The sequence below is a fragment of the Streptococcus criceti HS-6 genome (assembly GCF_000187975.2).
Lineage (GTDB): Bacteria > Bacillota > Bacilli > Lactobacillales > Streptococcaceae > Streptococcus > Streptococcus criceti.
This window is the reverse complement of record NZ_AEUV02000002.1, coordinates 1173530-1199717: the sequence shown is the minus strand read 5'-3', so window position 1 is coordinate 1199717 and position 26188 is coordinate 1173530. Positions and strand designations below refer to the sequence as shown.

Sequence of the window (26188 nt, the reverse complement as noted above, 5' to 3'; positions counted from 1 at the left end):
ATCAGTAGAGGATGGGCAAAAAATCGTCCAGTATTCCTGTTTTGGAATAAACTCTTGGCACAGTGGTTGGCTGGTTTTCCTTTTGCCACAAGGCCAAAGCGGAAAGCCTAGCCAACTGTGCGGGGGTGGGAATACGAACCAAAATTTTCAATTTTTGGGTTCTTTCCCACTCCCTTGATTTTCCTCGCTCTCTTATTTTAAGGCTCAGGCCTCTGCCACTTTCCTGTTTTTAGGTGGCAGGCTTTGGCAGCCTATTCCCAGACTGCCAGAGTCCGCTGGAGCATTTCAATCCCACCTCCGCACAGCTGATCTTGGTTTTCTCAAACAGTCTCCCAGACTGTTTGACCCTATCACTTGCGTGGTAGTTAAACAATCCAGTGGACTGTTTAAGGGGCGCCTGAAAATGGGAGTGCATCCCAAGATAAAGGCCGCCAATCAGCAGTGGTTCATTCATTGGTGCTAAACACCCAATGAACTGTGCAGGGGTAAGACTTCTTGGCATAAGCCAACTAGTCTTACTCCCAACCACTGCGTCAATCTAGTAAATCTAGAACAATGTTAACGAGTCTGGACTTTTGTCCCAGACTCTTAATAACCAATTGAAATCAGCACTAAGAGCTTTTTTTCTGTACCCTTCATCATACCATAATTCTGGTCATTTCGCCTCCCTTTTAGAGAAAAGCTAACCGAAAAACTGGATAAAACTGAACCAACTAAAGGGCTTGGACCACTACCTCTTTGCCGCCTAAGCAGACTAAGTATTTGTCAACCTGCTGAATTCTGAAAGAATCTCTGAGAGCCTTGGCATAGAGGTCCATTTGGCCTTGATACCGATGGACGAGGTCCGTGGGGTTTTGGTAGGAATCCGTCTTGTAGTCAAAGAGGACAATGTGGTCCTCATAGCGAATAAAGCCATCAACAATTCCCCGAATAACCATCTCTTCTTGAGAATCTCTGTCTTTGTAGAGCATAGCAAAAGGAGCTTCCCGTACAACCTTATCACTCTCGGCGATGATTTCCTGACCCAGAGCTTCTTGCTGGAAGAAATGAGCAATTTTTTTCAGGTCAATTCTCTTTTTTACAGCTGGTTCAGCTTGAACTTGGGCTAGAGCAACCTGTAAATCCGTTAAGGACAAGGTCTCTTTCAGAGGGATTCGCTGCATGAGCTCATGGGTCGCTGAGCCAATAGCGGCTCCTGTAACTTGGTTCTGCTTACCAAAGCTAGGCAGATCAAATTTAGGTGTGATAGTCCGTTTTTCCATAATATCCATGCCCTCTTCATCCATCAAGGGTTGGTAAAACTTCTTAATTTGACTCGGAGTACGGACAGTCGGAAGATTGATGGCTGCTGCATACTGTTGATTGAGTTTTTCAACATTTTCCAGAGCTTCCAGAGCTTGGCTGATTGTCTCCGATTGGCGGTTATGGGTCTGATCATCTACATCCATGGGCAGATTAGGTTCTAAGCTGCCCATCTCCTCTAAGTCTTGATCAGAAATAAAAGAGAGGTCAAAACCCAAGTCATCTTCTGGGAAATTTTGTTTGAGGGCTAGGAACCAATCCTGAAAACTGGTCCACGTCTCACGCCCTGCAATACTCAAGCGCTCTTGGTCCCGATTTCCCTGATACCTGTCGGCTAACTTTTCTTGACTGCCTTTACCGACCAGATAGAGCTTGGTTTCAGCCCGAGTCATGGCCACATAGAGAAGCCGCATCTGTTCCGACAGCATAGCACGATGGAGCTGCCGCTGATTAATCTGATAAGGCAGGGTCTCCATAGCCACCTTGACGTGGTCAAATTTAGCTTCTGGAAACCGCTCAGCCAGATCAGCAACATACTGGATGCCAACACCATTGTGCCGACTGAGAATCACCCTGCTTCTTTGATCTTGCTGGTTAAAGGTCTTGTCCAAATTGAGCAGGAAGACATAAGGAAATTCCAATCCCTTACTCTTATGAGCTGTCATCAGCTGAACAGCATTCTTGGGCAGGGCCACCTCAACATCAGCCAAATCATTATCGGTTGCGATAATTTGGTCAATCATATTGATAAAGCGGGGCAGACCTTTGAAACCAGTTTTTTCAAACTGGTGAGCTCGCAGGGTTAAAGTGTAAAGATTGGCCTGTCGCTGTTGACCATTGGCCAGAGCCCCTACATAATCATAATAGAATTTGTCATTGTAAATCTTCCAGATGAGGTCGTGCAGACTATTGGTCCGAGCAAAGGTCCTCCAAGACTTCAAGACCTGATTGAAGGTCTCCACTTGCTCATAAAGTTTGGGCGTTAGCAAGTCAGGATGGTCACCTGTACGATTCAAGGATAAAAGCAGTTTATCGTAAAAATTACCCCTCTTAGCCTGAAGGGAAATCCTTGTCAGCAGATCCTCACCAAAATGAAACATAGGAGATTTGAGCAAGGCCAGTAAAGATTGATCTTGCAAAGGATTATTGATGGTCCGCAGGGTATCCAGCATAACCAGAATTTCTAGGGATTTGAGGTAGTGCCCTGTGCCTGATTCAGCCACTAGAGGCACGCCGTATTGCTCAAAGGTCGCAAGAATTTGATCATTTCTGGTTCGAGTAGGCACCAAGAGGGTAATGTCATCAAAAGGCACGCCTTCTTCCTGATGGAGGCGAATAATTTCCTTAACCACCAGCTTAACCTCGCCAACCGATAATTCAGGAAGGGTCGACTCACCACCAAGAGAACTCTCTTGCTCTTCTTTTTGGCCTTGGTCGTAGATAAACACCTGAGTACGGTTGGCTGGAGCAGGCTGGGCTTTTTGAGCATGGCCCGCCACTAAAAAGTGACTCTGATCATAGGTAATCTCGCCGACCGCTTGATCCATCAGGCGAGCAAAGACAGCATTGGTCGCTGCCAAGACTTCCAAATGACTGCGGAAATTTTCCTTGAGGATAATCAAGAGCCCCTGACTTTTACCGATCTGAAAGTCCTCAGACCTATCATAGACTTGAAACTTGGCCTGAAAAATCATAGGGTCGGCCTGACGAAAGCGATAGATAGACTGCTTAATATCACCTACCATAAAGCGGTTGTGACCATTGGAAAGCAAGTCCAGCAGCCGCTCCTGCATGTGGTTGTTATCCTGATACTCATCGACCATAACCTCATGGTACTTGTCCTGATAGAGCTGACGAATCGGCTCATCAGTCTCTAAAATCTCAATGGCTAAATGAGCAATGTCGCTGAATTCAAAGGCATTTTCCTGTTTTTTTCGCTCCAGATATTGGGCAGAGAAGTCCAGCACAAAAGCTTGCAGGACTTTTAGCAGGGGCAGGGCCTGAGGCTGATAAATCCGCAGAGCTTCAACCGTTGACAATGCCCGCTCCAAGTCCAAGATAGGAGCCAAATAGTTGGGCCGCTCCTGATTGTAGTCAGTCGCAAAAGCCTTGAGAGACTCATCCTTGCAGGAGCCGATACTCATGGTCAGCCCTCGACTTATGGATGTAATAGCCTTAACCGCCTGCAACTGTTCCTGCAGTTGGTCTAAGGGAGCTTGAAGGTTAACATTAGCCAAGGCTTCCAAAAGATTTTCGACATTGGCCAAATATTTATAAGACTTTTTAAATTGACCACGAACAGCACTCAGATGATCGCGGAAAAAGCCTTGAGCTTGGTCAAGAATCTTTCCAAAATCCTGCTCCTGCAGAAAAGGTGCCAGATAAGCATCCACCTGCTGATCAAAATCAACTTGATAAGACTTGAGGAAGGTCTCCTCCAACCAAGCCTTAGGATCTGCTGTCGATTGACTGAATGCATGGACCGCATAAACCACCTGACGAAAGCCCGTCGAATCTTTCCCCTGACCTGTAAAATTACGAACTGTTTGTTTAAAAATATGGCTATCAGGACCAGTCATATAACTGGTAAAGAGATCACCATAGACTTCATTTTTAAGAATGTCTTGTTCACTTTTGTCCTGCATAATCCGAAAATTAGGAGATACGCCCAGACTATAGCCATAGGTATTGACCAGCTTCTGGGCAAAGGCATCCATAGTTCCAATATCAGCGTTTTGAATATCTCCTAACTGAGCGGATAAATGTTGTTTGAGGGCTTGATCCTGAGTTTTAGCAATTTCCTTAATCAGTTTGTCTTCAATCCGCTCCTTAAGTTCACCAGCTGCCTTGACAGTAAATGTTGAGATGAAAAGCTGGCTGATGTTGACGCCCCGTTTGAGCATGTCAATAATTCGCTCAACCATAACGAAGGTTTTCCCTGAACCAGCCGAAGCCGAGACTAAGACGTTAGTACCATTGCTATAGATGGCTTCAATCTGTTCGGGCGTACGAGGCAAACGCTCTTCTGCTTGACTCAATGTCATCTCTTGGGCCTTAAGCTCTTCAATTTCTTGGGGACTTAAAAATCTATCTCGGACCATTAGTTGGCACCTCCTTTCTCATTAAGTTTCCGCATGCTGGCTAGATAGTCTTCCCGCTTGGCCTTGATGAGACGGCGGGCATATTTCATATGGCGGTCTGCCTCAAAACCTGTAATACTCTTAAGCTGATCTCCCTGAACTGAGCGACCGTCTTTGGTATATGGATTGATAGCAAAACGCCCTGAAAGAATAGTCTGAGCCGCCTTACGATAAAGCGCCTTAGTATAAGTCAAAAGCAAGTCCAGCTCTTCCTGACTGAATTTATTAGCCTTGCTAGTATTGTAATACCGAGCTAAATGACTAGCCTGTTGAGCATCATAGAGCCCTTGATACTTAAAGGTTTTAGCCAAAACACCGGCTGCATCATCTAAATTTTTCAGATCCTTGAACCTGATCTCAGGATCCTGCATGTGAAGATAAGTAGCGCCAAAAATGGGAGCCTGATAATCGCTCGGCATCTGCTCCTTAAGCGCCAAAATATAGGTTAAGAGCTGAGGGGTTAGACCATTATAAAAGTCAGCCAGATTAAATTTCTTGTCACCCGATTTATAGTCAACAATCCCCAAACTATCGGACGAACTTAGCTGATCCAGCCGGTCAATCTGACCGCGAATTTCTAACTGACGCTGATGTGCTGTAATCGGTAGTTGGTAATTAAAGTTAACTTCCAAGGCTTTAAGGGCTTGAGGCGTTTTTTGCCAATCTTTATCACCTAGGTAATGCTGGGCCTCAGCTCGGCCAAGAACTTGAACAGCTGAATTATCCCGCAAAATAGGAGCCGTGCTGTGAGCAATATCCAGGAGAATGTCTTGGGTCAGCCGTCCTTCTTGATCGGTCTCATAGAGAATGCGGTAAGTCTCTTCCTGACTAACCTGATTAATCACCTGATTCAAAAGGGCGTCAAAATCTTCTGAGCCCTCAGTCTGGGCCATAACCCGCTCAAAAATTTTATGCAGATAGACCCCATGGTGACGAAAATCTGGATGGATGGACTCTTCTTCTTCCAGTCGCAAAACATGATTTAAGAAATAGGCATACTGGTTATTGTAAAAGGTTGTGAGACTGGAAGCTGACAGACGCAAAGGCTGATCACTAGGATAGAGAATGTCCAGAACCTCTTGAGAAATCGGCTCTACTGTCAAATCATCCGTAATAGTTGGAATAGCAATATCCTGCTGAGCTAATTTCTGCCGCAGCCGTCGAACCATAACTGACCAAAAAGTTGCCTGATCCTTACTTAAATCTTCTGTCTGACTGAGCTGATTAGCCTCAATCACTCTGGATAGGAGAGCCTTGTAGGTTCCTAAATCGGTATCCTCTTCAAAAGAAACTGCCGACTTACTGATAAGGGGCACTCCCATATCCAACAAGTCTTGCAGATATGGTGAGAATTTATCTTCATTTTCATTAAAAATTTGCGGAGCAGACAGTACCAGTTTCTGAGTCGCTGAATTAAGCAAAGAAATCATGGCTGAATGGTTCTTTTTTATATTTTCCTGATTAGGAAGATCAAAATGGCCCTGACGCTCACTGGCAGCTAGTCGGTCATTGAGCGCCAGCCTATCCTCATCCGTAATCAAACTGCTATTCTTGTGAATTCTTGGAAAATTGCCAGCCGTCAAACCTAAGGCAAAGACATAGGGACTGGTATGAGGCTCAATCAGTTCGTAATCCTTAACAGTCACCACATCTAAGGTAGCAGGAACGGTCCGATAGCTGCTTGCCTGCATACCAGCTTGAAGGAGAGCCAGAAAATCGTCTATCTTTAGTTTCTCCTGACCAAAAATAGCAGCCATTTCAGCCAATAGATCAGTCAAGGTCTTCCAAACTTCTTCTTCCTTTTCTAGCTCTTGTTCTGATTTTCCATGCGCTAATTTGGCCATATTGGCTGGGAGATCTATAGCCTGCAAAAAAGGCAGAAATTTCTTGTTTAGGAGATTTTCCCCCAGTAAGGCTCGGCTGGAAAAGAGCTCTAGTAAGGGTTCAAGGAGAACTCGACGAGTCTGATTAAGAGCATCCAAATCATATTTATAAAGGGCTTGCCCATCGTCATCAAATCCTTGCTGGACATTAGCAGTGAAGGCTTTTTTAAATTGTGCCTGACCCTTGATATCAGCATATTTGAGATACTGATCAAACTTATCAATATCGGTATCCTTAAAATCTTTGAAGAGGCCTGATTTTAAAAGATTAAGGACATCTTCTGCCCGAAAATTATAACGTTTAATGCGTTCCAAACTTTCAATAAAATTAGCCAGAGGGTGATGACTCATAGGCTCAGCTTTGCCAAAATAGAAAGGAATGTCATACTTCTTAAAAATCTTGCCAATCTGTAGCTGGTAAGACTCGGGGTCTCCTAATAAAACAAGAATATCCTTATAGCGAACACCGTCATTGAGCAAGTGACGAATTTCTCTGGCCACCTGTTCCACTTCTTCTTTCTGACTAACCACATCCCAGATAGTCAAAGCCTGCTTATCCTGATCGGTCAGTCTAGGCAAATCAACCGAAAAATCATGGCGAGCTTCCAAATAATCAGAGAGATGGGCTAGATTATCTCCTGAGGAGTGACCGATATATTCGGCCTGAAGGCCAAATTTTTGTCCTAAATCCAAGAGAAATTCGACATTGGCTTGATAAAGATTGCCGCCTAAAAAACTTGACTTATAAGCCTTCTGACTAGCATAGGTCCCTATAATAATGTCCACCCCTTTTTCGTGCAAAGCACTCACCAATGCTTCTTCTTCTGCCGAAAAGCGACTAAAACCATCGACAATGACAACGAGATTTTTTAATACCTGATCCAACTCGCCACTGCTGACATGCTCCAAAAACTGAGCAATCTTAGTCTGAGCTTCAAAATTTTCTTCCTCCAAGACTTGATAAAAGGCAGAAAAAATAGCAGTCAAATCCTGATACTTAAGATCCGATGCTAACTCGTCCAAGTCAAAAATCGTCAGATTAGAGCGCTGCAATTCCTTATAGAGGTCAACCAGCTGCTGAATAAAATTGATGTCCTTTCTCAAACTGCCATAAATTTTTAGATCGCCTTCCTCAAATTGCGAAAGAATGCGAAAGAAAATCATGGCCAGCCCCGTATCGGTCACAGGCTTTTTATCTGATACATCATTGAGGACAAAATAGCGGGCCATCTGAGCAAAACGCGTAATAGTAATATTGAAAGAAGCCTTTTCTTTCAGAGTTTCCAAAACTCGCCGCTCCTTCTCAAAGGAGAGAGAATTGGGAGCAATATAAAAGACCCGACGGCCAGATAGGGCCTGCTCATGCGCCAGTTGGGCCAGCTGATCCGTTAAATTATCACGAATAGCCGTATAAAGTAATCTCATTGACCATCCTCCAATACTACTGAACTTAGCTTCTATTATAGCATAGAAAATCTAACAAAAAGAGGCTTAAACATGGCATTTACCCCTATTTTTCGCAAGGCCGCTATTAAGCAGAGGATTGGGAGGAAACTGACAGAATAAAGATCATGACAGACCCAAAGGGACTTAGGAATAGCGTAGAATCTAACAGTAGCTATCTACTTCTACAGAAGTGTAGCGTGTTCAATAACAGTAATGTAACGCTTGCTTTCAGATTAATATTGCCAGCAGCAGAAAATGATAAAAAATAGGCTCAATGTCTAACGTCAAAAGTCCATAGTCTTTTATGAGTAAGAACTATTATAACAACTAACAGCAAAAGATTATAATAATCAAAAAAATATATTTTGGATTTCCTTAAGATTAAAAACATGACAATTGTATTTCGTATAAAGCGCTTTTATGTTACAATAAAATTGGCAAATGATCATTTGCTAAAAAATATTGGGAGAAAACAAATGAAAGTCAAACAAATTTACGGTTTTCGAAAAAGTAAGGCTGTGAAGTCTCTATGCGGTGCTGTGCTGGGAGCTACAGCATTGATGGCATTGACAGGCCATAGAGCCGCAGCCGAAGAAGTTACGGGACCCACCTCAACCAGCGGTGTTGATACTCAAGTTGTCAGGACAGACAACCCAGCCACTAATCTGCCGGAAGCCCAAGGGCCAGCCAGTGACGCCGCTAATCAGAGCCAAGCACAGGCAGGGCAAAGTGAAGGTGAGCTAATAGTCGATGTCCCATCGCCGGAGTTGGAACAGACCATTAAAGATGCCTATCAAGCAGGCGTGAAAGTTCAGCGCGATGATGTGGTTGATCAAGGGGCAGCTCAGACCCCTGATGAAGCCGCTGCCAAGCAAGCCGATATTGAAGCGGACTATGCCCAGCAAGTTAAGCAATCTAAGGAAATAATAGCCAACTATTCATCTTCTAAGGCAATTTATGATGCCAAAAAAGAGGTATATGATAATGCTAAATTCCAGTACGATCAAGATAAAGCGGCTTACGATATAGCTAAGTCACAATATGATCAAGATAAGGCAGCTTACGATATTGCCAAAGTCAAGTATGATCAAGATAAGGCAACCTACGATACTGCCAAGCTCAAATACAATCAAGATAAGGCAGTCTACGATACTGCCAAAAACAAATATGATCAGGATAAAGTAGCCTACGGTATCGCTAAAGCAGAATATGATCGCGCCAAGGCAGCTTATGATACTGCTAAAGCTAAATATGATCAAGATAAGGCAGCCTACAACACTGCTAAAAACAAATACGATCAGGATAAGGCGGTCTATGACACTGCCAAAGCCAAATATGATCAAGACAAGGCGGCCTATGATACTGCCAAAGCCAAATATGATCAAGATAAGGCAGCTTACGACACTGCCAAGGCCAAGTACGATCAAGATAAGCATACTTACGATCTTGACAAAGAATTATATGACCAAGATATCATTAAATATCAGGAAGCGCTAAAAAAGGCTGAAGAAAAGAAAAACGAAGAGGGTTATCTATCCCAAGCAATGGCTCAGCCTTTAATTTTTAGTCGGGAAGATAATGCCATCACTAGCTTAGAGCCTTCTGTAAAACAGTACACTAAGGACGAACTAACAGATTACATTGCAGCCTTACCAATCGACACTCCTTCTAAAGAAATCATTGATATTATCAATAATATGGAAGATTTAGCAGATGGTACCAGGGTTGTTCTAAAAAAAGGTGTCCCGCTTACTGTTACCTATACAAATCTGGAAAATTCAACTTTTGATGGTAAAAAGATCTCAAAAGTAACTTACACCTATACTCTGAAAGACGCTAGTATTACTGACCAAGAACTGCCTATAGTCCTATATAAGGATCCAACTAAAACCCTTTGGTATCCCGCTATGGGGGGGAAGTGTTAAGATTAACATGGCCGCAAAATTTTATGATGCTGATGGTCAATTAATCGATTTGACAGGCGGCTTGTTCAGCTTCTCTTCCCTGAACGCAGATTCCAAATCAGTGGAGTGGGTCTCTGGCTTTAATGGTGACATGATTCCAATTTCAGGATCTGCTATTGTCCCCCATCCAAACGGTGATGTTCATGCTGATCACTCTACAGATTCTATAGCTGAAGGCTCACGCTTTGACTATGCTGAGTGGGATACAGAACTCAGTTCACTTAAGTGGTATGGTGCTATTGTCGGTAAGGCTAATGACAGTGATGTCAATTTCGATATTGCATCAAGAGGTCGCTACCTAGTTTGGTTTGCCTTTAACTCTGATATTAAAGCAGTTGGTGTTCCGATTAAGCCAATAGAACCGGTTGCGCCAACACCTCCAACAGAGCCAACCGTACCAGTTGCACCGACACTTCCAACAGAGCCAGCAAGCCCAATAGAACCAATTGCACCGACACCCCCAACAGAGCCGGTCGTGCCGACACCTCCAATAGAACCTACTGAACCAGTAGAGCCCGTAGCACCGACACCGCCGACTGAACCGGTTGCGCCAGTTCCGCCAGCTGCACTGCTAGAACCAGCAGTTCCGACGGTTCGCTACCACTATGCGAGATATGCCATCCAGCCTCAGATTAACAAGGCCATCACCAATAACGTAGGAGTCGATATCGACAAGACTCTGGTCGCTAAGCAGTCAATCGTCAAGTTCCAACTGAGAACGGCTGAACTGCCAGCTAACCGTGAGGAAACCACCTCCTTCGTCTTGGTCGATCCCCTGCCAAGTGGCTATCAGTTCAATCTGGAAGCGACCAAGGTGGCCAGCCCAGACTTTGACGTTGCTTATGACCCAGCCACGCATACGGTGACCTTCACCGCCACCGCGGAAACACTAGCTCTGCTCAATCAGGACTTCACTAAGGGCATCACAGCCCCAGTCCCAACTGTTGTCGGTCAGGTCATGAACGATGGGGCCACTTATGAAAATAACTTTACCCTAACGGTCAATGATGCTTATGGGGTCAAATCCAATATCGTTCGGGTCACCACCCCAGGGAAACCAGGAGACCCAGACAATCCAGGGAACAACTATATCAAACCGCACAAGGTCAATAAAAATGAAAAGGGTATCGTCATTGATGGCAAGACCGTCCTAGCTGGAACCATCAATTACTATGAATTGACGTGGGATCTGGATCAATACAAGGGCGATAAGTCTTCCCCAGATACTATCCAAAAAGGCTTCTTCTACTTGGATGATTACCCAGAAGAAGCACTGGATCTGAAGTCAGACCGCGTTAAAATCGTCGACGCTAATGGCAAGGCTGTTGAAGGGATCAGTATCACTGATTATGTCAGCCTTGAGGCGGCCCCATAGGACGTTCGGACCATGCTCCAAAAGGCTAACATCACACCAAAAGGGGCCTTCCAGCTCTTCACAGCCGATAATCCGCAGGCCTTCTACGAGGCTTATGTGGTTAAAGGGATTAACCTGACCATTGTGAGTCCCATGACGGTTAAGGCTGAGATGGGCAAGACTGGCGGTTCTTATGCGAACAAGGCCTACCAAATTGATTTTGGCAATGGCTATGAGTCCAATATCGTGGTCAATAACGTGCCTAAGGTGGATCCTAAGAAGGACGTCACCTTGACCCTAGATCCAGCCGATACCAGCAACATCGACGGTCAGACCGTAGCGCTTAACCAAGTCTTCAACTACCGTTTGATCGGTGGGATCATCCCAGGCAACCGCTCAGATGAGCTGTTTGAGTACAACTTCTACGATGACTATGACCAGACAGGCGATCAGTACACCGGTCAGTATAAGGTCTATGCCAAGTCTGACATCACCCTCAATAATGGAACTGTAATCGCAGCGGGAACTGATATGACTGGTTATACGACGGCAGACGTCAATGAAGCTGAGGGTCTCATTGTCATCAGATTCCAGGAAGGCTTCTTGCGTTCGGTTTCGCTGGACTCTAGTTTCCAAGCCGAAAGCTATATTCAGATGAAACGGATAGCTGTCGGCACCTTTGAGAACACCTATATCAATACGATTAACGGTGTGACCTACAGTTCCAATACGGTTAAGACGACAACGCCGGAGGATCCAGCTGATCCTACGCCGCCGGCACCAAATCGCGACCGGATGCCGCTAACGGTGACCTATCACTTTGAGAATGCGGCACCGCAGCCAGCAAAAGCCAGCCTTCTGCCGCAGACTGGCAGCAAGGACAGTGCTTATCTGCCGCTCTTAGGCGTGAGTGCGATTCTGGCTGGTCTTGGTTTACTAGGCAGTCAACGCCGCAGAAAAGAAGATTAATTCCTGATAAGAAGCAGACAACCATCTGCTTCTTTTTTGAATTCTCCTTGCTTAAAAGCATGTCTAACATTCACTTTTCTTGTTACCTCCAAATGAGAACTGTTTATCATATTATCATAGCCGATGACTGGTATCACTAATTGCATTTGGACATACAAAACCTCCTCTCGCAGCATTTAGTGACTGTTTGTTTTTTTCACTGTTCACTATGTGAGGAGGGTATCATAAATAGGTCGCCATGGCAGGTACTGCTACCAATCAAGTTTATTCTAAATTTTCAGAGTTACTTCCCCAACTACAACAAAAAAAGCCAGCTCATTGTCTGAACTGGCTGCTAATCTATTCAAAAAAAGCATAATAGTCACTGAGGGCCATCTGGCTCTTGGCATCTTGGTCAAGATCCTGAATAACTTTGCCATCCTTCATGACAATCAGACGATTGCCATACTTGAGGGCATCTTCCATGTGGTGGGTAATCATAAGACCGGTCAATTGATCCCGCTTCATAATTTTGTCAGTCAACACCATCAGAGATTGGCTGGTCTTGGGATCCAAGGCCGCTGTATGTTCATCCAAAAGTAGTAAATCAGGTCGCTTAACTGTTGCCATAAGCAAACTGAGAGCCTGACGCTGCCCACCCGATAAAAAACCTGTCGGTGTATCCAAGTGCTTGTCCAAGCCATTACCAATCTGGGCAATCAGCATTTGAAAATCATCACGAAAAGTATGGATTTTTCGAGGGACCAGTCCCCTACTCTCACCGCGATACTTGGCTACCAGAAGATTCTCAGCTACCGTCATCCGTGGAGCCGTTCCCATTTTAGGGTCTTGAAAAACTCGAGATAAATACTTGGCCCGCTTTTGAGCCGGCAAATGGGTTACATCCTCACCCATAATATGGATGGAGCCAGAAGTCAGCATAAGTGTTCCAGCAATCACATTAAAGAGAGTGGATTTACCAGCCCCATTCCCGCCCAAAATAGTAATAAAATCATGCTCATAAATATCTAGGCTGACCTGGTCTAAAATCGTTTTAACATCATCATAACCATTACTGACAGTGACAGTAGCATCTTTTAATTCTACAATTTTTGTCATCGCGATAACCTAACCTCCTTGAAGAATTTTTCCTTGAATCTTGGCACAATCAGGAAAATAGCCAAAATCAGTGCACTAAAGAGCTTGAGGTAGTTGGTATTGAAACCAAGTGCCACCACTGCCCAGATCAAAATTTGATAGAGGACAGAGCCAATCATAATGGCAATGAAGCGCTCCAGCATAGTCAGATTGGCAAACATAACTTCCCCAATAATAATACTAGCTAAACCAATAACGATAACCCCAATACCCTTAGAGACATCAGCGTAACCGTCCTGTTGGCTGACTAGGGCACCAGACAGGGCAATGATACCATTAGAGACGACCAATCCCATTAGCTCCATATTATCTGTATTGATGCCAAAACTGCGAGCCATCTCACGATTATCCCCTGTAGCAATATAGGCCTGCCCCAAACGGGTATTGAGGAAAAAGATAATTAAGAAAATGACTAGAATAACGACAATAGTTCCTAAAATCAAGAGATTGAGTTCTTTGCTGAAAGGCAGGAAGTCTTGTAAAAGTTTTTGATTGAGCAATCCTAGATTGGAGCGGCCCATGACCATCAGCATAATCGAGTTACAAGAAGTCATGACCAGAATCCCAGCCAAAATTGTCGGAATCTTACCTCGAGTATAGAGCAGTCCTGTCGCGAAACCAGCCAAACAGCCAGCACCGACCGCTGCTAGAGTCGCTAAAAGCGGGTTGACTCCCTGAGTAATGAGGGTAACCGCCACTGCTCCGCCCAGAGGAAAACTCCCTTCTGTTGTCATATCTGGAAAATCAAGAATCCTAAAAGTCAGGTAAATCCCGATCCCTAGGACAGCCCACAAAAGACCTTGTGAAATTGTTGAAACCATATATCTTCTCCTATTTAAGCACTAGACCAGATTTCTTAGCATCCCTAAGAACGGAATCCGGAATATCAATACCCAACTGCTGGGCAACCTTAAGATTAACAGCTGGACTGCCAGTATCCACAACCTTGACCGGAATATCAGCTACCTTCTTGCCCTTAAGAATTTGCACGGCAATCTTACCAGTTTCCACGCCCAATTGATGCTGGCTCTGATAAACCGAAGCCAAACCGCCTTGCTTGAGCATGGTATCAACGCTTGGATAAACCGGCAACTTATTACTATTGGCAATAGAAACAACTGTCGTAAAGGCTGAAGCAATCGTATTGTCCTGAGGAATCCAGAGGGCATCCACTTCCTTGCTGATGACATTCATAGTTGTAGTAATTTCGTTGGTCGATGGGACAGCGTAGGTCTTAACCTTAAGACCTTTCTTCTGAGCTTCCTTGCTGAAACTATTTACCTGCGAGACCGAATTGTCTTCACTGCTGGCATAGAGAATCCCAACAGTCTTGGTTTGCGGGGTCACCGTTTGAATCAGTTTAACCGTATCAGCGATTGGCACCTGATTAGATGTCCCCGTGACATTGCCAGTCGGATGCTTCATATTGGTCACCAGCTTGGCACCGATAGGATCGCTGATAGCTCCCATCACAACAGGAGTATCCTTACTAGCATTAGCCAAACCTTGAGCTGCTGGAGTGGCAATCCCAATTAGGACATCATTATGACCATCGGCCAATTGCTTGCTCATGGTCGCAATCTTGGATTGGTCTCCTTCTGCATTAAGAAATTGAATCTTAACCCGGTCACCAGAATAGCCTTCCTTAGCTAATTCATCCTTGATTCCATCATAGATATCGTCCAGAGCTTCGTGGGTAACGTACTGAAGAACGCCAACTTTAACCACACGATTGCTTTTACCTGCCTGCCCCAAGTGCCACTCATCCCGAATAACCAGAGCTAGGGTAAAGATGATTAAGAGGGACAAAACTGCCCACAAACGCTTGTTTTTCATAGAAATCCTCCTCAAACCACCAAGTCTAAGATAACCTAGGTGACATCCTAAAAACCACATTTTAGGAATTAATCACATATCTAGCACTCGGAGTACTATACACTTGCTTCAACACCTAAAGGGTATCAGCTCATCCAGAAAAGTAGGGCTTAAGATTGAGAAAACTAAAACGCCCCCACACTCCCTAAGGAATGTGAGGGCGTAGTCCACGCGGTGCCACCTCAATTGAAAAGACTAAAATAAAGTGAGGTCTTTTCATCTCTAGATCGTCTAACAACGATTAGCAGGATACAGTGTGCTAAACCCGAGGACTATGTGTTATCCTCATATCTCTCACCCATCAGTTAAACCGATGAGTCACTTACAACAGCCCAATTTCAGAAACCACAACTGCTTGTTCACAATAACCACAAGCTCCCTGAAAATCATGACAACTTACTTTTCTGTTTAGTCTTATTATACACAATTTGAAAAAGGTGTCAAGTGGAATTTTCAGAAAATTTAGCAAGCCAAGGGGGCAGTTGGTCCCACCCCTTGCCAAACTGCATCGACCTAAAAAACTAGCCCGCTTTCACCTTGATCCGGCTGGAACCATCAAGCCCCTTGTCAATGAGGACCTGCTGTTGAATGGTGTCCTTCATTTCCTTAACATGGCTGATGACACCGACCATCCGATTTTGTCCGATTTGTTCCAAAACAGCGATAGCTTTATCTAAAGTATCCTCATCGAGAGAACCAAAACCTTCGTCAATAAAGAGGGTTTCAACCAAGGCCCCATTGCTAGTATTTTGTACGACCTCTGACATAGACAAAGCAATAGCCAGCGAAGCAATAAAGGTTTCACCACCAGACAGGGAAGCAGCCGGCAGTTCCTTGTTATTGGTTCGATCGTAGATATTGATTTCCAGACCCGATTGACTGTTACCAGACCCTTCCTTACCAATCAAAAATTCAAACTGCTGGTTACTGAGCAAGCCGATGTAATGGTCATTCGCATAAGTTAGAATTTCCTCCAAGTAGGCTCGGATAACATAGGTTTCCAGCTTAAGTCGCTGACTACCTGTTTCAGTTCCGCTGATGATATTTTTAAGCTGGGTCAGCTGGCTAAATTCTTCCAAATGATGGCCAGCTTTGGCCACTAGATTCTCAATCTCAGCCACTAACTGGACAACTTGGTCCCGATGGTGCTGACTGAGGGCTAGTTGACTAGCAGCCTGATTAAGAGCAGATTCTGCCTCTTCTTTTTGCTGAGCCAGAGCTGACAAATCAGGTTCGCTCTGATTCGCTAGAGATTGGTTGAGATCCGCTAAACTGGCCTCCAAACCTTGGCGACGTTGCTGATACTCAGTCAACCAAGCTTGCAGGGTCAATTGCTGACCTGCTGCTAGGTCTGTCAACCATCCTTGAAGCTCAGAGCGTTCATGAGTCAGGGATTTGGAATCTGCTAACTGACTCTCTAGCTGTTCAGTCAGGGCTTTAAGATCTGCTTGGTTAGTCTGCAAACTCTCAGTCAAACTAGCCAGTCGACCTTGGAGGCTGGACAAGGCTTCTTTCTGACTAGCCACTTTCTTCTGACAAGCTTCAAGTTCTTTGCGAAATTGTCGATAAGCTCCTCTGCGATTAGCAATCTCTTGTTGATAATAGTCCGGTGTTTTAAGTTCTGGGTATGCCCCATTGAGTTGGTTTTGGCTCTGCTTCAACGTTTTAATCTGACCCGACAGACCAGCGCTTTCTTGCTGGAGTTTTTGCTTGATTTGATCCAAGCTCGCTAAATCCTGAATCAGTTGCTCTAGCTGTCGATCTTGCTTGGTTTTCTTGGCAGAACTATCTTGGTACTGTTGATCAAGATAATCTTTAAGCGCCTGACCAAAACGGTCAGAATAGGTGGCTTCCCAAATAAAATCGCTCAAATAGCTGGATACTCTCTCTTGCAAGATTTGGTAGCTGGATGATAAGTTTTCTTGCAAATCTTTCCTTGTTCTTCGATTATCACTCAGTTGACTCTTTAGCTGGCCGGCTTCAAACTGTTTAACTTGCAGGGCCTTCTGCTTATTAACTAATTGTGCTTCTAAATCCTCCACTTTTTGAGAGAGATCGACTAAAGTCTCTTCATCAACCGACCCAACTTGGATACCTGGATGATCAAATGAACCACAGACCGGGCAAGGACTGCCGTCCTCTAATTCTGTCTGAAGCTTGGCTACCATCAGTTTGAGTTGGGCTTGCTTCATGGCCTTAAGCTGAGACCGTAAATCAGCCAATTCACTTTCCAGCCTATCTTGAGCTTGGCCAGTAGCCGTCTGACGGTCAGAGAGGGACTCGCTCTCTTTTTGCAGCTGAGCTAATTTTTGTAAGCTATCTGACAAGTCGCCATCTATCAAATACTGAGCCTCCTGCCGAATCTCCTTCAAAGCCTGCAGCTCTTGCTCAGAGATCAAACTTGCTTCAAGATCAGCCTTGCTCTGGCTAAGTTCTTGCTCTTGGTTAACCAATTTTTTCTGGTCATCCACTAATTTTTTCAATCCTAACTCAGCTGCTGTCAACTCAGCAGTTTGTTTGGCCAGCGTCTGGGCACCACTCAAAGCCAAACTCAGATTTTCAATTTCTGCCTGACTTTCTTCTGCCTCAACTTCCTGTTCTTGCAACGTCGCCAGTTGCTTTTCTAACGGTTCTAGCTCCTCCCTTTTTTTAGCGAGATCTTCCTGTAAATTGGTCAGTGAACGGTCTAGCTCTTGGACTCTTCTTTGTTTACTGTTTTCTTCCTTGACTAAATCGGACAAACCTGCCGCAAAATTCAGCTGGTTTAATTTGGCTTGTTTTTCTTGATAATCTTCAGCCTGATCCACAATCTGCTCTTGGTACTGGGCTTGCTTGCTCTGACGGTCCTGAAATTGGGCGGATAGACCTTGGGCAGCTTGGTAAGCCAAATCCGCCTCCCTAGCACTTTTTTCAGCCACTGCTTTTTTCTGCCTAGCTGCTGTCAGCTCCTCTTGATAGTCCTTTAACAGTTTCTGGATCTGAGAAAGTCGTTGCTCATTAGTCAATTCAGCAAATGTCGCCCGTTCTTCTGGTGTCCAAATCTGACTGGCAAAATGAGCCTCTAAATTCGTTTGAAACTGCCTTTGCTCCTGTCTGGCCAGAGACCATTTCTGGGCCAAATCTTCCTCAAATTTGGCGAAGACCTGAGTCCCAAAAATTTGCCGCAAAATAGGAATCTTCTCACTGGTTGGTGACTTGAGAAACTGGCTGAATTGGTATTGGGGCAGGAGAATAATCTGTTTGAACTGTTCACTAGTCAGCCCCAGCAAATCAACAACAGCCTGATTAGTATCCTTAGGTTTGCCAGCCAATTTATCCAGCTCCAAACCACCGACACCATCAACAACCGCCAAGTTAGCTTTGCTAGTACCGATTCCCTTGCCTCGATCAAGCCCCTTTCGAGGTTTTAAATCCAGCTCCCGCTCTAAACGATAGAGCTGATTATGATGCTCAAAGTAGAAAACTACCTTGGTTCTAGGATCCTTGAACCCTGCAAAGCTTGAGCGCAGTTCATTAACAGGACGGTCGCCCGATGTCTTGTCATAGAGAGCGTAGACCATAGCATCGAAAATACTGGACTTACCAGCTCCTGTTCGGCCACTGATAAGAAAGAGACTATTTTCGTCAAGAGAAGAGAAATCAAGAACTTCTCGACGATAGGGACCAAAGTTAGTCATTTCAATGCGAATCGGCTTCATTTCTCTTCACCCCTTCCTAATAACTCCTGAACCAAGGCTTGTTGATAGGCTGAGAGCTGATCGCCTCCGGTCATCTCCGAAAAAAACGTTGCAATTAGCTGATCCTCAGACAATTTTGACTTGGTGGGATTAAAACCAGCCCGGCTAGATCTGACTCTGGCCTTGGTCTCCTTGATTCGCAAGTCAATGATTTCTTCTCCGTAAATCTCTTCCAGCTGGGCTCGGACGTTGATCCCTTCCAACTCTTTCCTGTCTTCCGCCAGGATGTCAAAGGCAAAGCGAGCCACTTTCCTTGGATAGGCTTCATAAAAGTCCTGATTCAGCAAATCATGATAAGGAGCCTCCAAAACCAAAAAGTCCTTATAAGGTTTGAGCGGATGGAAGGTCTTGCTGACGCTGTCATTAGAAATCTCAACCAGATAGACTCCTTTAATATCCTTGCGCTTAGCTTCATCCTTGTTGAAAATCAAAGGGCTGCCGCTATAGGCAACCGTCTCAGACGGCGAGGCGAAGCGGGTATGGATATGTCCCAAAGCCACATAGGCAAAATCATCAAAAAGATCACTAGTCAAGGTTGTCAGCCCACCAACAGTTCTGGTCGTTTCTGAAAGCATCTGTTCCCGCAAAGCACTATCATCTGCCCCTTGGCTGACTGCAAAATGAGTTACCAAAATCTGCTTTTTAGCTGGATTAAAAAGCTTTTTCATATCAGTCACAATCCGGCTGATTGCCTGATTCATAGTCGAAATCTCAGAATCTTGGTAGTAGATTTTAGCATCAATAGGGTCGATAAAGGGCAAAAGAAAAATCTGAACCCCTTCCAGCTCAATCGGCTGAAAACTATCGGCCAAATTGGAAACCAGATAAAATCCTTGGCGCTTAAAAAATTCCTGACCAAACTCCAAGCGTTTGGCCGAATCATGATTGCCCGTAATAGCATAGACAGGAATCTTAGCTTCAAAAAGGAAACGATTGAGAATTTGGTTAAAGAGATTGACCGCCTCAACCGGAGGCAGTCCCCTATCATAGAGGTCTCCTGCAATGATAACCCCATCAACCGCTTCTTTCTTAGCCAAATCCAGAATTTGCTGTAAGACATAAGCCTGATCGTCCAAAAGGCTGAGGCCGTTATTATTGAGCTGACGGCCAATATGCCAATCAGCAGTGTGTAGTAGTTTCATACCTGTACTCCATTTTTTATTTAAATTCATTATAGCAGAAAGATGAAAGTTTTTAAACTAACAACCATTTTATATCTAATCTTTACTGACAGCTTAAGGTTAATTTTCTGTGCTATAATAAGAGAAGTACATTTCAAGAAAAGATGAGGAAATCAACACTATGTCATTCGATGGCTTTTTCTTACATTATCTAACTCAGGAGCTTCGCGATCAAATTCTTTACGGTCGCATCCAAAAGGTCAACCAGCCCTTTGAAAGAGAGTTAGTCCTAACCATTCGCAACAATCGGCAAAATTACAAATTACTGCTATCAGCCCATCCTGTCTTTGGTCGGGTTCAGGTGACCAAGACTGATTTTCAGAATCCGAAAAATCCCAATACCTATACTATGATTATGCGAAAATACCTGCAGGGAGCGGTCATTGAAGACCTGCAGCAACTAGAGAATGACCGAGTTTTGGAGCTGACCATTTCTAACAAAAATGAAATCGGTGACCAAGTCAGGGTAACCTTGATGGTTGAAATCATGGGCAAGCACAGCAATATCATTCTCTTGGACAAGGCCGAGGGCAAGATTATTGAAGCTATCAAACACATTGGCTTTTCGCAGAATAGCTATCGGACCATTCTGCCAGGATCAACCTATATCACCCCACCCAAGACCGATGCTCTCAATCCCTTCACGGTCAAGGAAGATCGGCTCTTTGAAATTTTACAGACTGAGGATTTGAGTCCCAAGAGTCTACAAAGACGCTTTCAGGGTTTGGGAGGCGATACCGCTCAGGAATTGGCCAAGCAATTGGAGTCAGATAAACTTAAAAACTTTCGGACCTTCTTTAATCAATCCTGCCAACCTACTCTGACTGAAAAGAGCTTTGCTCCTGTAGCTTTTAGTGATAATCAAATGGACTTTCCCAGTTTATCCGAACTGATGGACTACTACTATCAGGACAAAGCTGAGCGAGACCGTGTGGCCCAACAGGCCAGCGACCTCATTCATCGGGTGCAAAATGATTTGGAAAAAAATAAAAAGAAACTAATTAAGCAAAAGAAGGAGCTAGCAGCCACAGAAAAAGCTGAAAGTTTCCGTCAAAAAGGTGAACTCTTAACCACCTATCTCAATCTGGTCCCCAATAATAAGGATAAGGTTGAGCTGGACAACTACTACACAGGTGAGAAGATCACCATTGCCCTAGACCTCAGCCTCAGCCCCAGCCAGAACGCTCAGAAGTATTTCAAAAAATATCAGAAACTCAAGGAAGCTGTTAAACACCTCAAGGGTCTAATTGAAGAGACCAAACAGACCATCTCCTACTTGGAATCCGTTGAACTAGCTCTGTCCCAAGCCTCATTGGACGAAATTGCAGAAATCCGTGAAGAACTGGTAGAAACTGGCTTTATTCGCCGCCGCAAACACGATAAACAGCAGAAACGTAAAAAACCTGAACAATACTTAGCCAGCGATGGCAAGACCATTATCATGGTCGGCCGTAACAACCTGCAAAATGAAGAGCTAACCTTCAAAATGGCCAAAAAAGGTGAACTGTGGTTCCACGCCAAAGATATTCCCGGCAGCCATGTCATCATCAGGGACAATCTGGAGCCTTCTGATGAAGTCAAGACTGACGCTGCCGAACTAGCTGCCTACTACTCTAAGGCTCGCCTCTCTAATCTCGTTCAGGTCGATATGATTGACAACAAGAAGCTCCATAAACCAAGTGGAGCCAAACCCGGCTTTGTCACCTATACTGGCCAAAAGACCTTACGGGTCACACCAAATGAAGAAAAAATCCAAGCTATGAAAATTAGATAAATTTTTATTCGACGCCTCTCAATTAAAGAGAATCGAAACTGGACAACTTAGCAACTAACACCATCACAAGCCCATCGCATCTACATCCCCAACCCCACTATAGACGTAAACCTATGACAAACTATCAAACCATTATTTTTGACCTAGACGGGACCCTAACGGATTCCCAGACAGGCATTATCAACAGTCTGGCTTATGCCTTTAAAAAGTTAGGCCTTGCCCTCCCCCCTAAAAGTGACCTAATGACATTTATCGGGCCACCTTTGAGTCAATCCTTTCAAGACTTCTGTGGTCTTTCTGAGTCAGAAACCCAAGAAGCGATTAGCTACTATCGCCAGTATTTTTCGGACAATGGCTGGAAGGAAAACCGACTTCTACCAGGGACTAAAGAACTTCTCCACGACCTCAAGGATGCTGGTAAGACTCTCTTAGTCGCCTCTTCTAAACCGGAAGTTTTCGTCAAACAGATCCTCGACTATTTCGATATCAGCTCCTACTTCACCGTCATTGCTGGTGCTACTCTAAATGACAGCCGTAGTCAAAAGTCTGAAGTCATTGCCTATGTTCTCAAGAAAGCTGGCATACAAAACACCAATCGGGCCATCATGGTTGGCGACCGCAAGTACGATGTCGAAGGAGCTAGAGCCAACAGTTTATCTGCTATCGGACTCCTATTGGGTTTTGGTAGCAAAGAAGAACTGGAGGAAGCCGGCGCTACTGCTATTGCCAAAGATTTTAAAGATTTGAAAAAAATCCTCTTGAACTAAAAAGACTCCCTTTTCAACTTGTGAAAGGGGAGTTTCCTTATCTAAACCTACCTTTTACGGTCTTTATAACCACAAAAAGGAAGAAGCTGATTAGGTCAATGCTTTTGGACTGGGGGCAGCAATGGTAACTACATCCGACTCTTTAATAATCAGCCCTACCTCAAAATTTTAGGTACCACACTTCTATAGTGTCACTCTCAACTCGAATATGAATACCGCCATTCACAAGGCTAGTTAGAGTAGCAATCAAGTCCTCATCACCAACTAGAAAAATTGATATTAGAAAGAGAACAAGGAGCCGTTGAACTAAAAGCAGGATTCGTCATCATTCCTATACAAACCTAAACAAGTCTAACTCTTGGTTTAGCCACCTTCCCTTAAGGGGGCTGGCAAGGGCTTAAACATGTTCGATTGGAAGAAGTTCCTGACAGCAACTATCAAGCTCTTAGGGATTAAGAGGCGAATATGACTATTAAAACAAGCCGCTAAGCTGACCAACTGGGAGACTCCGCTCCTGATTTTGCCCATTTTAGCGATGACATTCTTTTTGGTGAATATTGGAATTGAGGACATTGTTTTGAAAACATATTATCTCTTGACCGTTCCACTTCGAACATTATTGTCCTTTCTTTAGCTTACTCTGTAAAATTCAAGATGATCACAGACGACACCACTGCTAGCCTGACAAACATTACTCTTCACACCAGCTAGTCTAAAGCTTAAACACCCTCCACCCGACTCTGAAAGTCTGGGATAATAATACTGATTTAAATTCAAAACTTTCACTTTAAAAAATTTAATATCATTAAAAGACTAAAAATACAGTGAAACTAAAACGCTTCTTTCGTTTTAGTGGTATTCGAGAGTGGGACAAAAATCGGTAAATCGTCATAAAATAGCAATTTCGATTTTCTTCGCCTTCTTATTTTAAGGCTCGGACCTCCCTGCCGCTTCTCTGTTTTAAGGCGGCAGGCTTTAGCAGTCTGTGGATAGACTGCCAAACTCCACTGGAGCATTTCCATCCCACCTCCGCACAGTTGATCTTGATTTTCTTAAACAGTCCAGTGGACTGTTTAAGAGGGGCGCCTGAAAATAGGGATGCGCCCCAAGATAAGGACTCCAATCACTGCGTCAATAGTTTAGTACTGCACGACAGAATCAAGCTTAGGACTTTTGTCCCAAGCCCAACGGACATTTTGAGACTAATTGAACACAAGCTAAAAACTCGGGATTTAGATAAGTTTCCTTGTGTGCAAACACACGGCGTCACCTTCCTAAAATCCTAGTCGTTTTTAACGCCCTTTGTATCTTAGATTAGGCTCAAAATATAGCAATGAAACTCCTTGGATTCCAAGAAATCATCCACTGGATAATTTCTTCTTGCGTCCGCACTTTTTAAGAAAGAAGCGAAAATGAAAGTTTTGATTTTAACTGAGTATAAACACAGGATATCTTTCTAAAAAGCCACAAACTAATAACAATTAGCTCGTGACTTTTTCAGTTGATCTGATTTAATCCTTCTTCACCGGAATGAATTTCCAAGCTTGTGCCTTAGTATTGTTGCGAGAATAAAGCTGCACATTTGTCCTTGGATTAGCAACACCTCCAGAAATATCTAAAACTTTATCCTTACGCTTGGAAACTATTTCAAAAAAGCCATTAATAGTACTTGCCTTAATCATCCATTGCTGACTTTCAGAGCCATTAGGTGTGATTATCGAAATATTATTTCCATTAAAAGTTCCATTGCCTGAATCATCAATCATTTTACCTGAGTAGGTATGAGTAATCGTGTAATAGCCATTATTCAGATATTGCACATGAAAGACTTCCTTAGAATTAGTCAGATTAGGGTAAATTTGAATATTAGCACCATCTTCCTTTGATTCATTTTCAACATCTAAAGCCATATTTTCATCTAAAGCAGAGACAATATGGTAATCGCCATCCGCAACTGTGCGTTTTGCATCCTTATCAACAGCTATAAACTTAAACTTCTGAGCTGCCGACTGGTTGGGAATATACACTTGTAGGTTACTATTATTAGCTACCGTGCCATTAGCAACATCTAGAACCAGACCATTTCTACGTGATACTATCTCATACGTATTATTGCCACTACTTTGCTTGATAACCCACTGCTGTGCTTCTGTCCCATTTGATTCCCATAGTTGCACATTAGTTCCATTTTTAGTTGATCCAGCATTTACATCTAAAGCTTTCCCTGTAGCCTTATGAACAAGTTTATAAAAGCCATCTCCTAAGAAAGAAACAGTAAATATCTGATTATCAAATGTAGTATTTCTATAAAGTTGAATATTAGTCCCATTTGCAGAACCTGCTCCAGAAACATCTATTCCAAACTCAGGGTTAGATGCAAGAACAATATGATAATCCCCATCTGATATGGTTCTATCACTTGGCACTAAAGTAGCAATATCATATCGACCATCGGTTGGTTTTGAAGTAACTACCAAATCCTTGAAATGTATATATCCTGTAAAAGCGCTTTTATGGGCTATACGTTTATGATAGTTGTAATTCCAGCCATAATTATATTCCTCAATTTCAACATTATCACCTATCACATTTGAAATCCATGCAACATGTCCGTAAGAACCATCTTCTAACCAACCAACCGAACCAATAGCAGGACTATTATCAACGCGATAACCTTCACGACGAGCACGGTAGCCCCATTGCCCACCGTGACCATAGGCGCCAGGAATGGTGAAACCATTAACAGAGCTTAAACGCCAAGCTGTAAAAGAAGTACATTCCCGATTATATAGCCTCCAAGGATCAATCACACTATCGGGTACTGCATTTTTAAGATAAGCTGGGTAATCATCTCCTCTTGCAGCTGATACTGTATTAACTGACTTTCTTTCTACGACAGCAGCAACCGAAGCTCTTTTGATAACTGGACCCCCTTCTTTTTGACTTTCTTGAGCTGGCTCATTACTCATTTCTGGATTTCCTGAGACAGCCTGAACAGGGGCATCTTCAACCTCGACTTGAACATTTTGTTTAGATACCTTTTCTGATTCAATTGTTACTTGACTTTCATTTACTGCTAAATTTTGGCTATTTTGATTAGTTGTATCTTGAATTAGTTGCTGATCCTCAGAATTAGCATGATTACTTGCAGTTTCTGGACTTGCTTGATTTTGAGCTTGTTCCTGATTTCCCTCTTGTTTCGTAATTAAGCTTACTGTATCTGAGGAATTACTAGTTACTGTTTGCTCATCAGCATGGACAAATCCTGACGACAGTGCCACTGCTCCTACAACCATTGTCGTAAGACCAGCCAAATAAGCCTGCTTTTTGAGTTCATGCTTACGTGTTTTCATTTTGTTTCGTGTCATAAGAAACCTCCTCGCATATGCATTACTTTTTGCAAAACCATTACAATCTTTGAAGTAACTTTTGAAATTATAGTTAGCTGCTAAAAACAACAGTGAGATTTCAAATTATTCAAAAGCGCACCAATGGCTTCACTTATTTATTCGTAAGACGATTAAAAATTCTCTAAAATTTGGAGTAACTCATGGATTTATACTGTAAATAAAGGATAAAGCTCTCTATATTGATTTAAATCCGTTCCCAATAAACAATTGGTTTTAAAGCAAATCTGTATAATTCTTGAATAATTTCCT

Annotated in this window: 11 protein-coding genes and 2 pseudogenes; 5 read left to right on the top strand and 8 right to left on the bottom strand. The window is 43.6% G+C overall.

The window, feature by feature from the left end; translation table 11 throughout:
- Positions 1–713: 713 nt before the first annotated feature.
- Positions 714–4403 (bottom strand): helicase-exonuclease AddAB subunit AddA, encoded by a 3690-nt coding sequence (gene addA / locus STRCR_RS05645; protein WP_004227635.1) that lies wholly within the window; start codon positions 4401–4403, stop codon positions 714–716.
- Positions 4403–7750 carry an ATP-dependent nuclease subunit B gene (gene rexB, locus STRCR_RS05640; RefSeq protein WP_003048820.1) on the bottom strand — a complete coding sequence of 1116 codons (3348 nt, stop codon included), beginning with the start codon at positions 7748–7750 and terminating at the stop codon, positions 4403–4405. Before rexB ends, addA begins: the two co-directional genes overlap by 1 nt.
- 497 nt (positions 7751–8247) lie before the next feature.
- On the opposite strand from rexB, the gene STRCR_RS12520 reads away from it, so the two are divergent.
- Both STRCR_RS12520 and STRCR_RS12515 read left to right on the top strand, forming a co-directional pair.
- Entirely contained in the window at positions 8248–9696 is a 1449-nt protein-coding gene (locus STRCR_RS12520; protein WP_004229332.1) for a GbpC/Spa domain-containing protein, read from the top strand.
- 34 nt (positions 9697–9730) lie between these two features.
- Positions 9731–12058 (top strand): annotated as a pseudogene (locus STRCR_RS12515) (SspB-related isopeptide-forming adhesin); the annotation flags it as partial.
- A gap of 339 nt (positions 12059–12397) precedes the next feature.
- On the opposite strand, the gene STRCR_RS05630 reads toward STRCR_RS12515, so the two are convergent.
- The 5 genes from STRCR_RS05630 to STRCR_RS05610 form a co-directional block, all read right to left on the bottom strand.
- The gene (locus STRCR_RS05630) at positions 12398–13156 is read right to left on the bottom strand and encodes an ABC transporter ATP-binding protein (protein ID WP_004226802.1); all 759 of its coding nucleotides are present in this window, start codon (positions 13154–13156) and stop codon (positions 12398–12400) included.
- Positions 13153–14016 (bottom strand): ABC transporter permease, encoded by an 864-nt coding sequence (locus STRCR_RS05625; protein WP_004228498.1) that lies wholly within the window; start codon positions 14014–14016, stop codon positions 13153–13155. Before STRCR_RS05625 ends, STRCR_RS05630 begins: the two co-directional genes overlap by 4 nt.
- A gap of 10 nt (positions 14017–14026) precedes the next feature.
- A complete protein-coding gene (gene trpX, locus STRCR_RS05620; protein ID WP_004229004.1) occupies positions 14027–15031 on the bottom strand; it encodes a tryptophan ABC transporter substrate-binding protein in 1005 nt (334 codons plus the stop codon).
- 560 nt (positions 15032–15591) lie between these two features.
- Positions 15592–18768: an SbcC/MukB-like Walker B domain-containing protein gene (locus STRCR_RS05615; RefSeq protein ID WP_003048885.1), complete on the bottom strand. Its 3177-nt coding sequence runs from the start codon at positions 18766–18768 to the stop codon at positions 15592–15594.
- On the bottom strand, positions 18765–19949 hold the full coding sequence (locus STRCR_RS05610) for a metallophosphoesterase family protein (RefSeq protein WP_004226318.1): 1185 nt from the start codon (positions 19947–19949) through the stop codon (positions 18765–18767). The genes STRCR_RS05615 and STRCR_RS05610 overlap by 4 nt, the downstream gene beginning before the upstream one ends.
- Before the next feature lie 160 nt (positions 19950–20109).
- On the opposite strand from STRCR_RS05610, the gene STRCR_RS05605 reads away from it, so the two are divergent.
- The 3 genes and pseudogenes from STRCR_RS05605 to STRCR_RS12510 form a co-directional block, all read left to right on the top strand.
- Positions 20110–21762, top strand: coding sequence for an Rqc2 family fibronectin-binding protein (locus STRCR_RS05605; RefSeq protein ID WP_004227371.1), 1653 nt, complete (start codon positions 20110–20112; stop codon positions 21760–21762).
- A 113-nt stretch (positions 21763–21875) separates the two neighbouring features.
- Positions 21876–22529, top strand: coding sequence for an HAD family hydrolase (locus STRCR_RS05600; protein ID WP_004228484.1), 654 nt, complete (start codon positions 21876–21878; stop codon positions 22527–22529).
- A 498-nt stretch (positions 22530–23027) separates the two neighbouring features.
- A pseudogene (locus tag STRCR_RS12510) lies at positions 23028–23133 on the top strand (carboxymuconolactone decarboxylase family protein); the annotation flags it as partial.
- A 907-nt stretch (positions 23134–24040) separates the two neighbouring features.
- Here the strand turns inward: STRCR_RS12510 and STRCR_RS05590 are convergent.
- On the bottom strand, positions 24041–25897 hold the full coding sequence (locus STRCR_RS05590) for an RICIN domain-containing protein (protein ID WP_004229629.1): 1857 nt from the start codon (positions 25895–25897) through the stop codon (positions 24041–24043).
- Positions 25898–26188 lie beyond the last annotated feature (291 nt).

Bases quoted from the DNA above. Each gene is read 5' to 3' on its own strand.
- addA (WP_004227635.1), bottom strand. From the start codon at position 4,403: ATGGTCCGAGATAGATTTTTAAGTCCCCAAGAAATTGAAGAGCTTAAG.
- rexB (WP_003048820.1), bottom strand. From the start codon at position 7,750: ATGAGATTACTTTATACGGCTATTCGTGATAATTTAACGGATCAGCTG.
- STRCR_RS12520 (WP_004229332.1), top strand. From the start codon at position 8,248: ATGAAAGTCAAACAAATTTACGGTTTTCGAAAAAGTAAGGCTGTGAAG.
- STRCR_RS05630 (WP_004226802.1), bottom strand. From the start codon at position 13,156: ATGACAAAAATTGTAGAATTAAAAGATGCTACTGTCACTGTCAGTAAT.
- STRCR_RS05625 (WP_004228498.1), bottom strand. From the start codon at position 14,016: ATGGTTTCAACAATTTCACAAGGTCTTTTGTGGGCTGTCCTAGGGATC.
- trpX (WP_004229004.1), bottom strand. From the start codon at position 15,031: ATGAAAAACAAGCGTTTGTGGGCAGTTTTGTCCCTCTTAATCATCTTT.
- STRCR_RS05615 (WP_003048885.1), bottom strand. From the start codon at position 18,768: ATGAAGCCGATTCGCATTGAAATGACTAACTTTGGTCCCTATCGTCGA.
- STRCR_RS05610 (WP_004226318.1), bottom strand. From the start codon at position 19,949: ATGAAACTACTACACACTGCTGATTGGCATATTGGCCGTCAGCTCAAT.
- STRCR_RS05605 (WP_004227371.1), top strand. From the start codon at position 20,110: ATGTCATTCGATGGCTTTTTCTTACATTATCTAACTCAGGAGCTTCGC.
- STRCR_RS05600 (WP_004228484.1), top strand. From the start codon at position 21,876: ATGACAAACTATCAAACCATTATTTTTGACCTAGACGGGACCCTAACG.
- STRCR_RS05590 (WP_004229629.1), bottom strand. From the start codon at position 25,897: ATGACACGAAACAAAATGAAAACACGTAAGCATGAACTCAAAAAGCAG.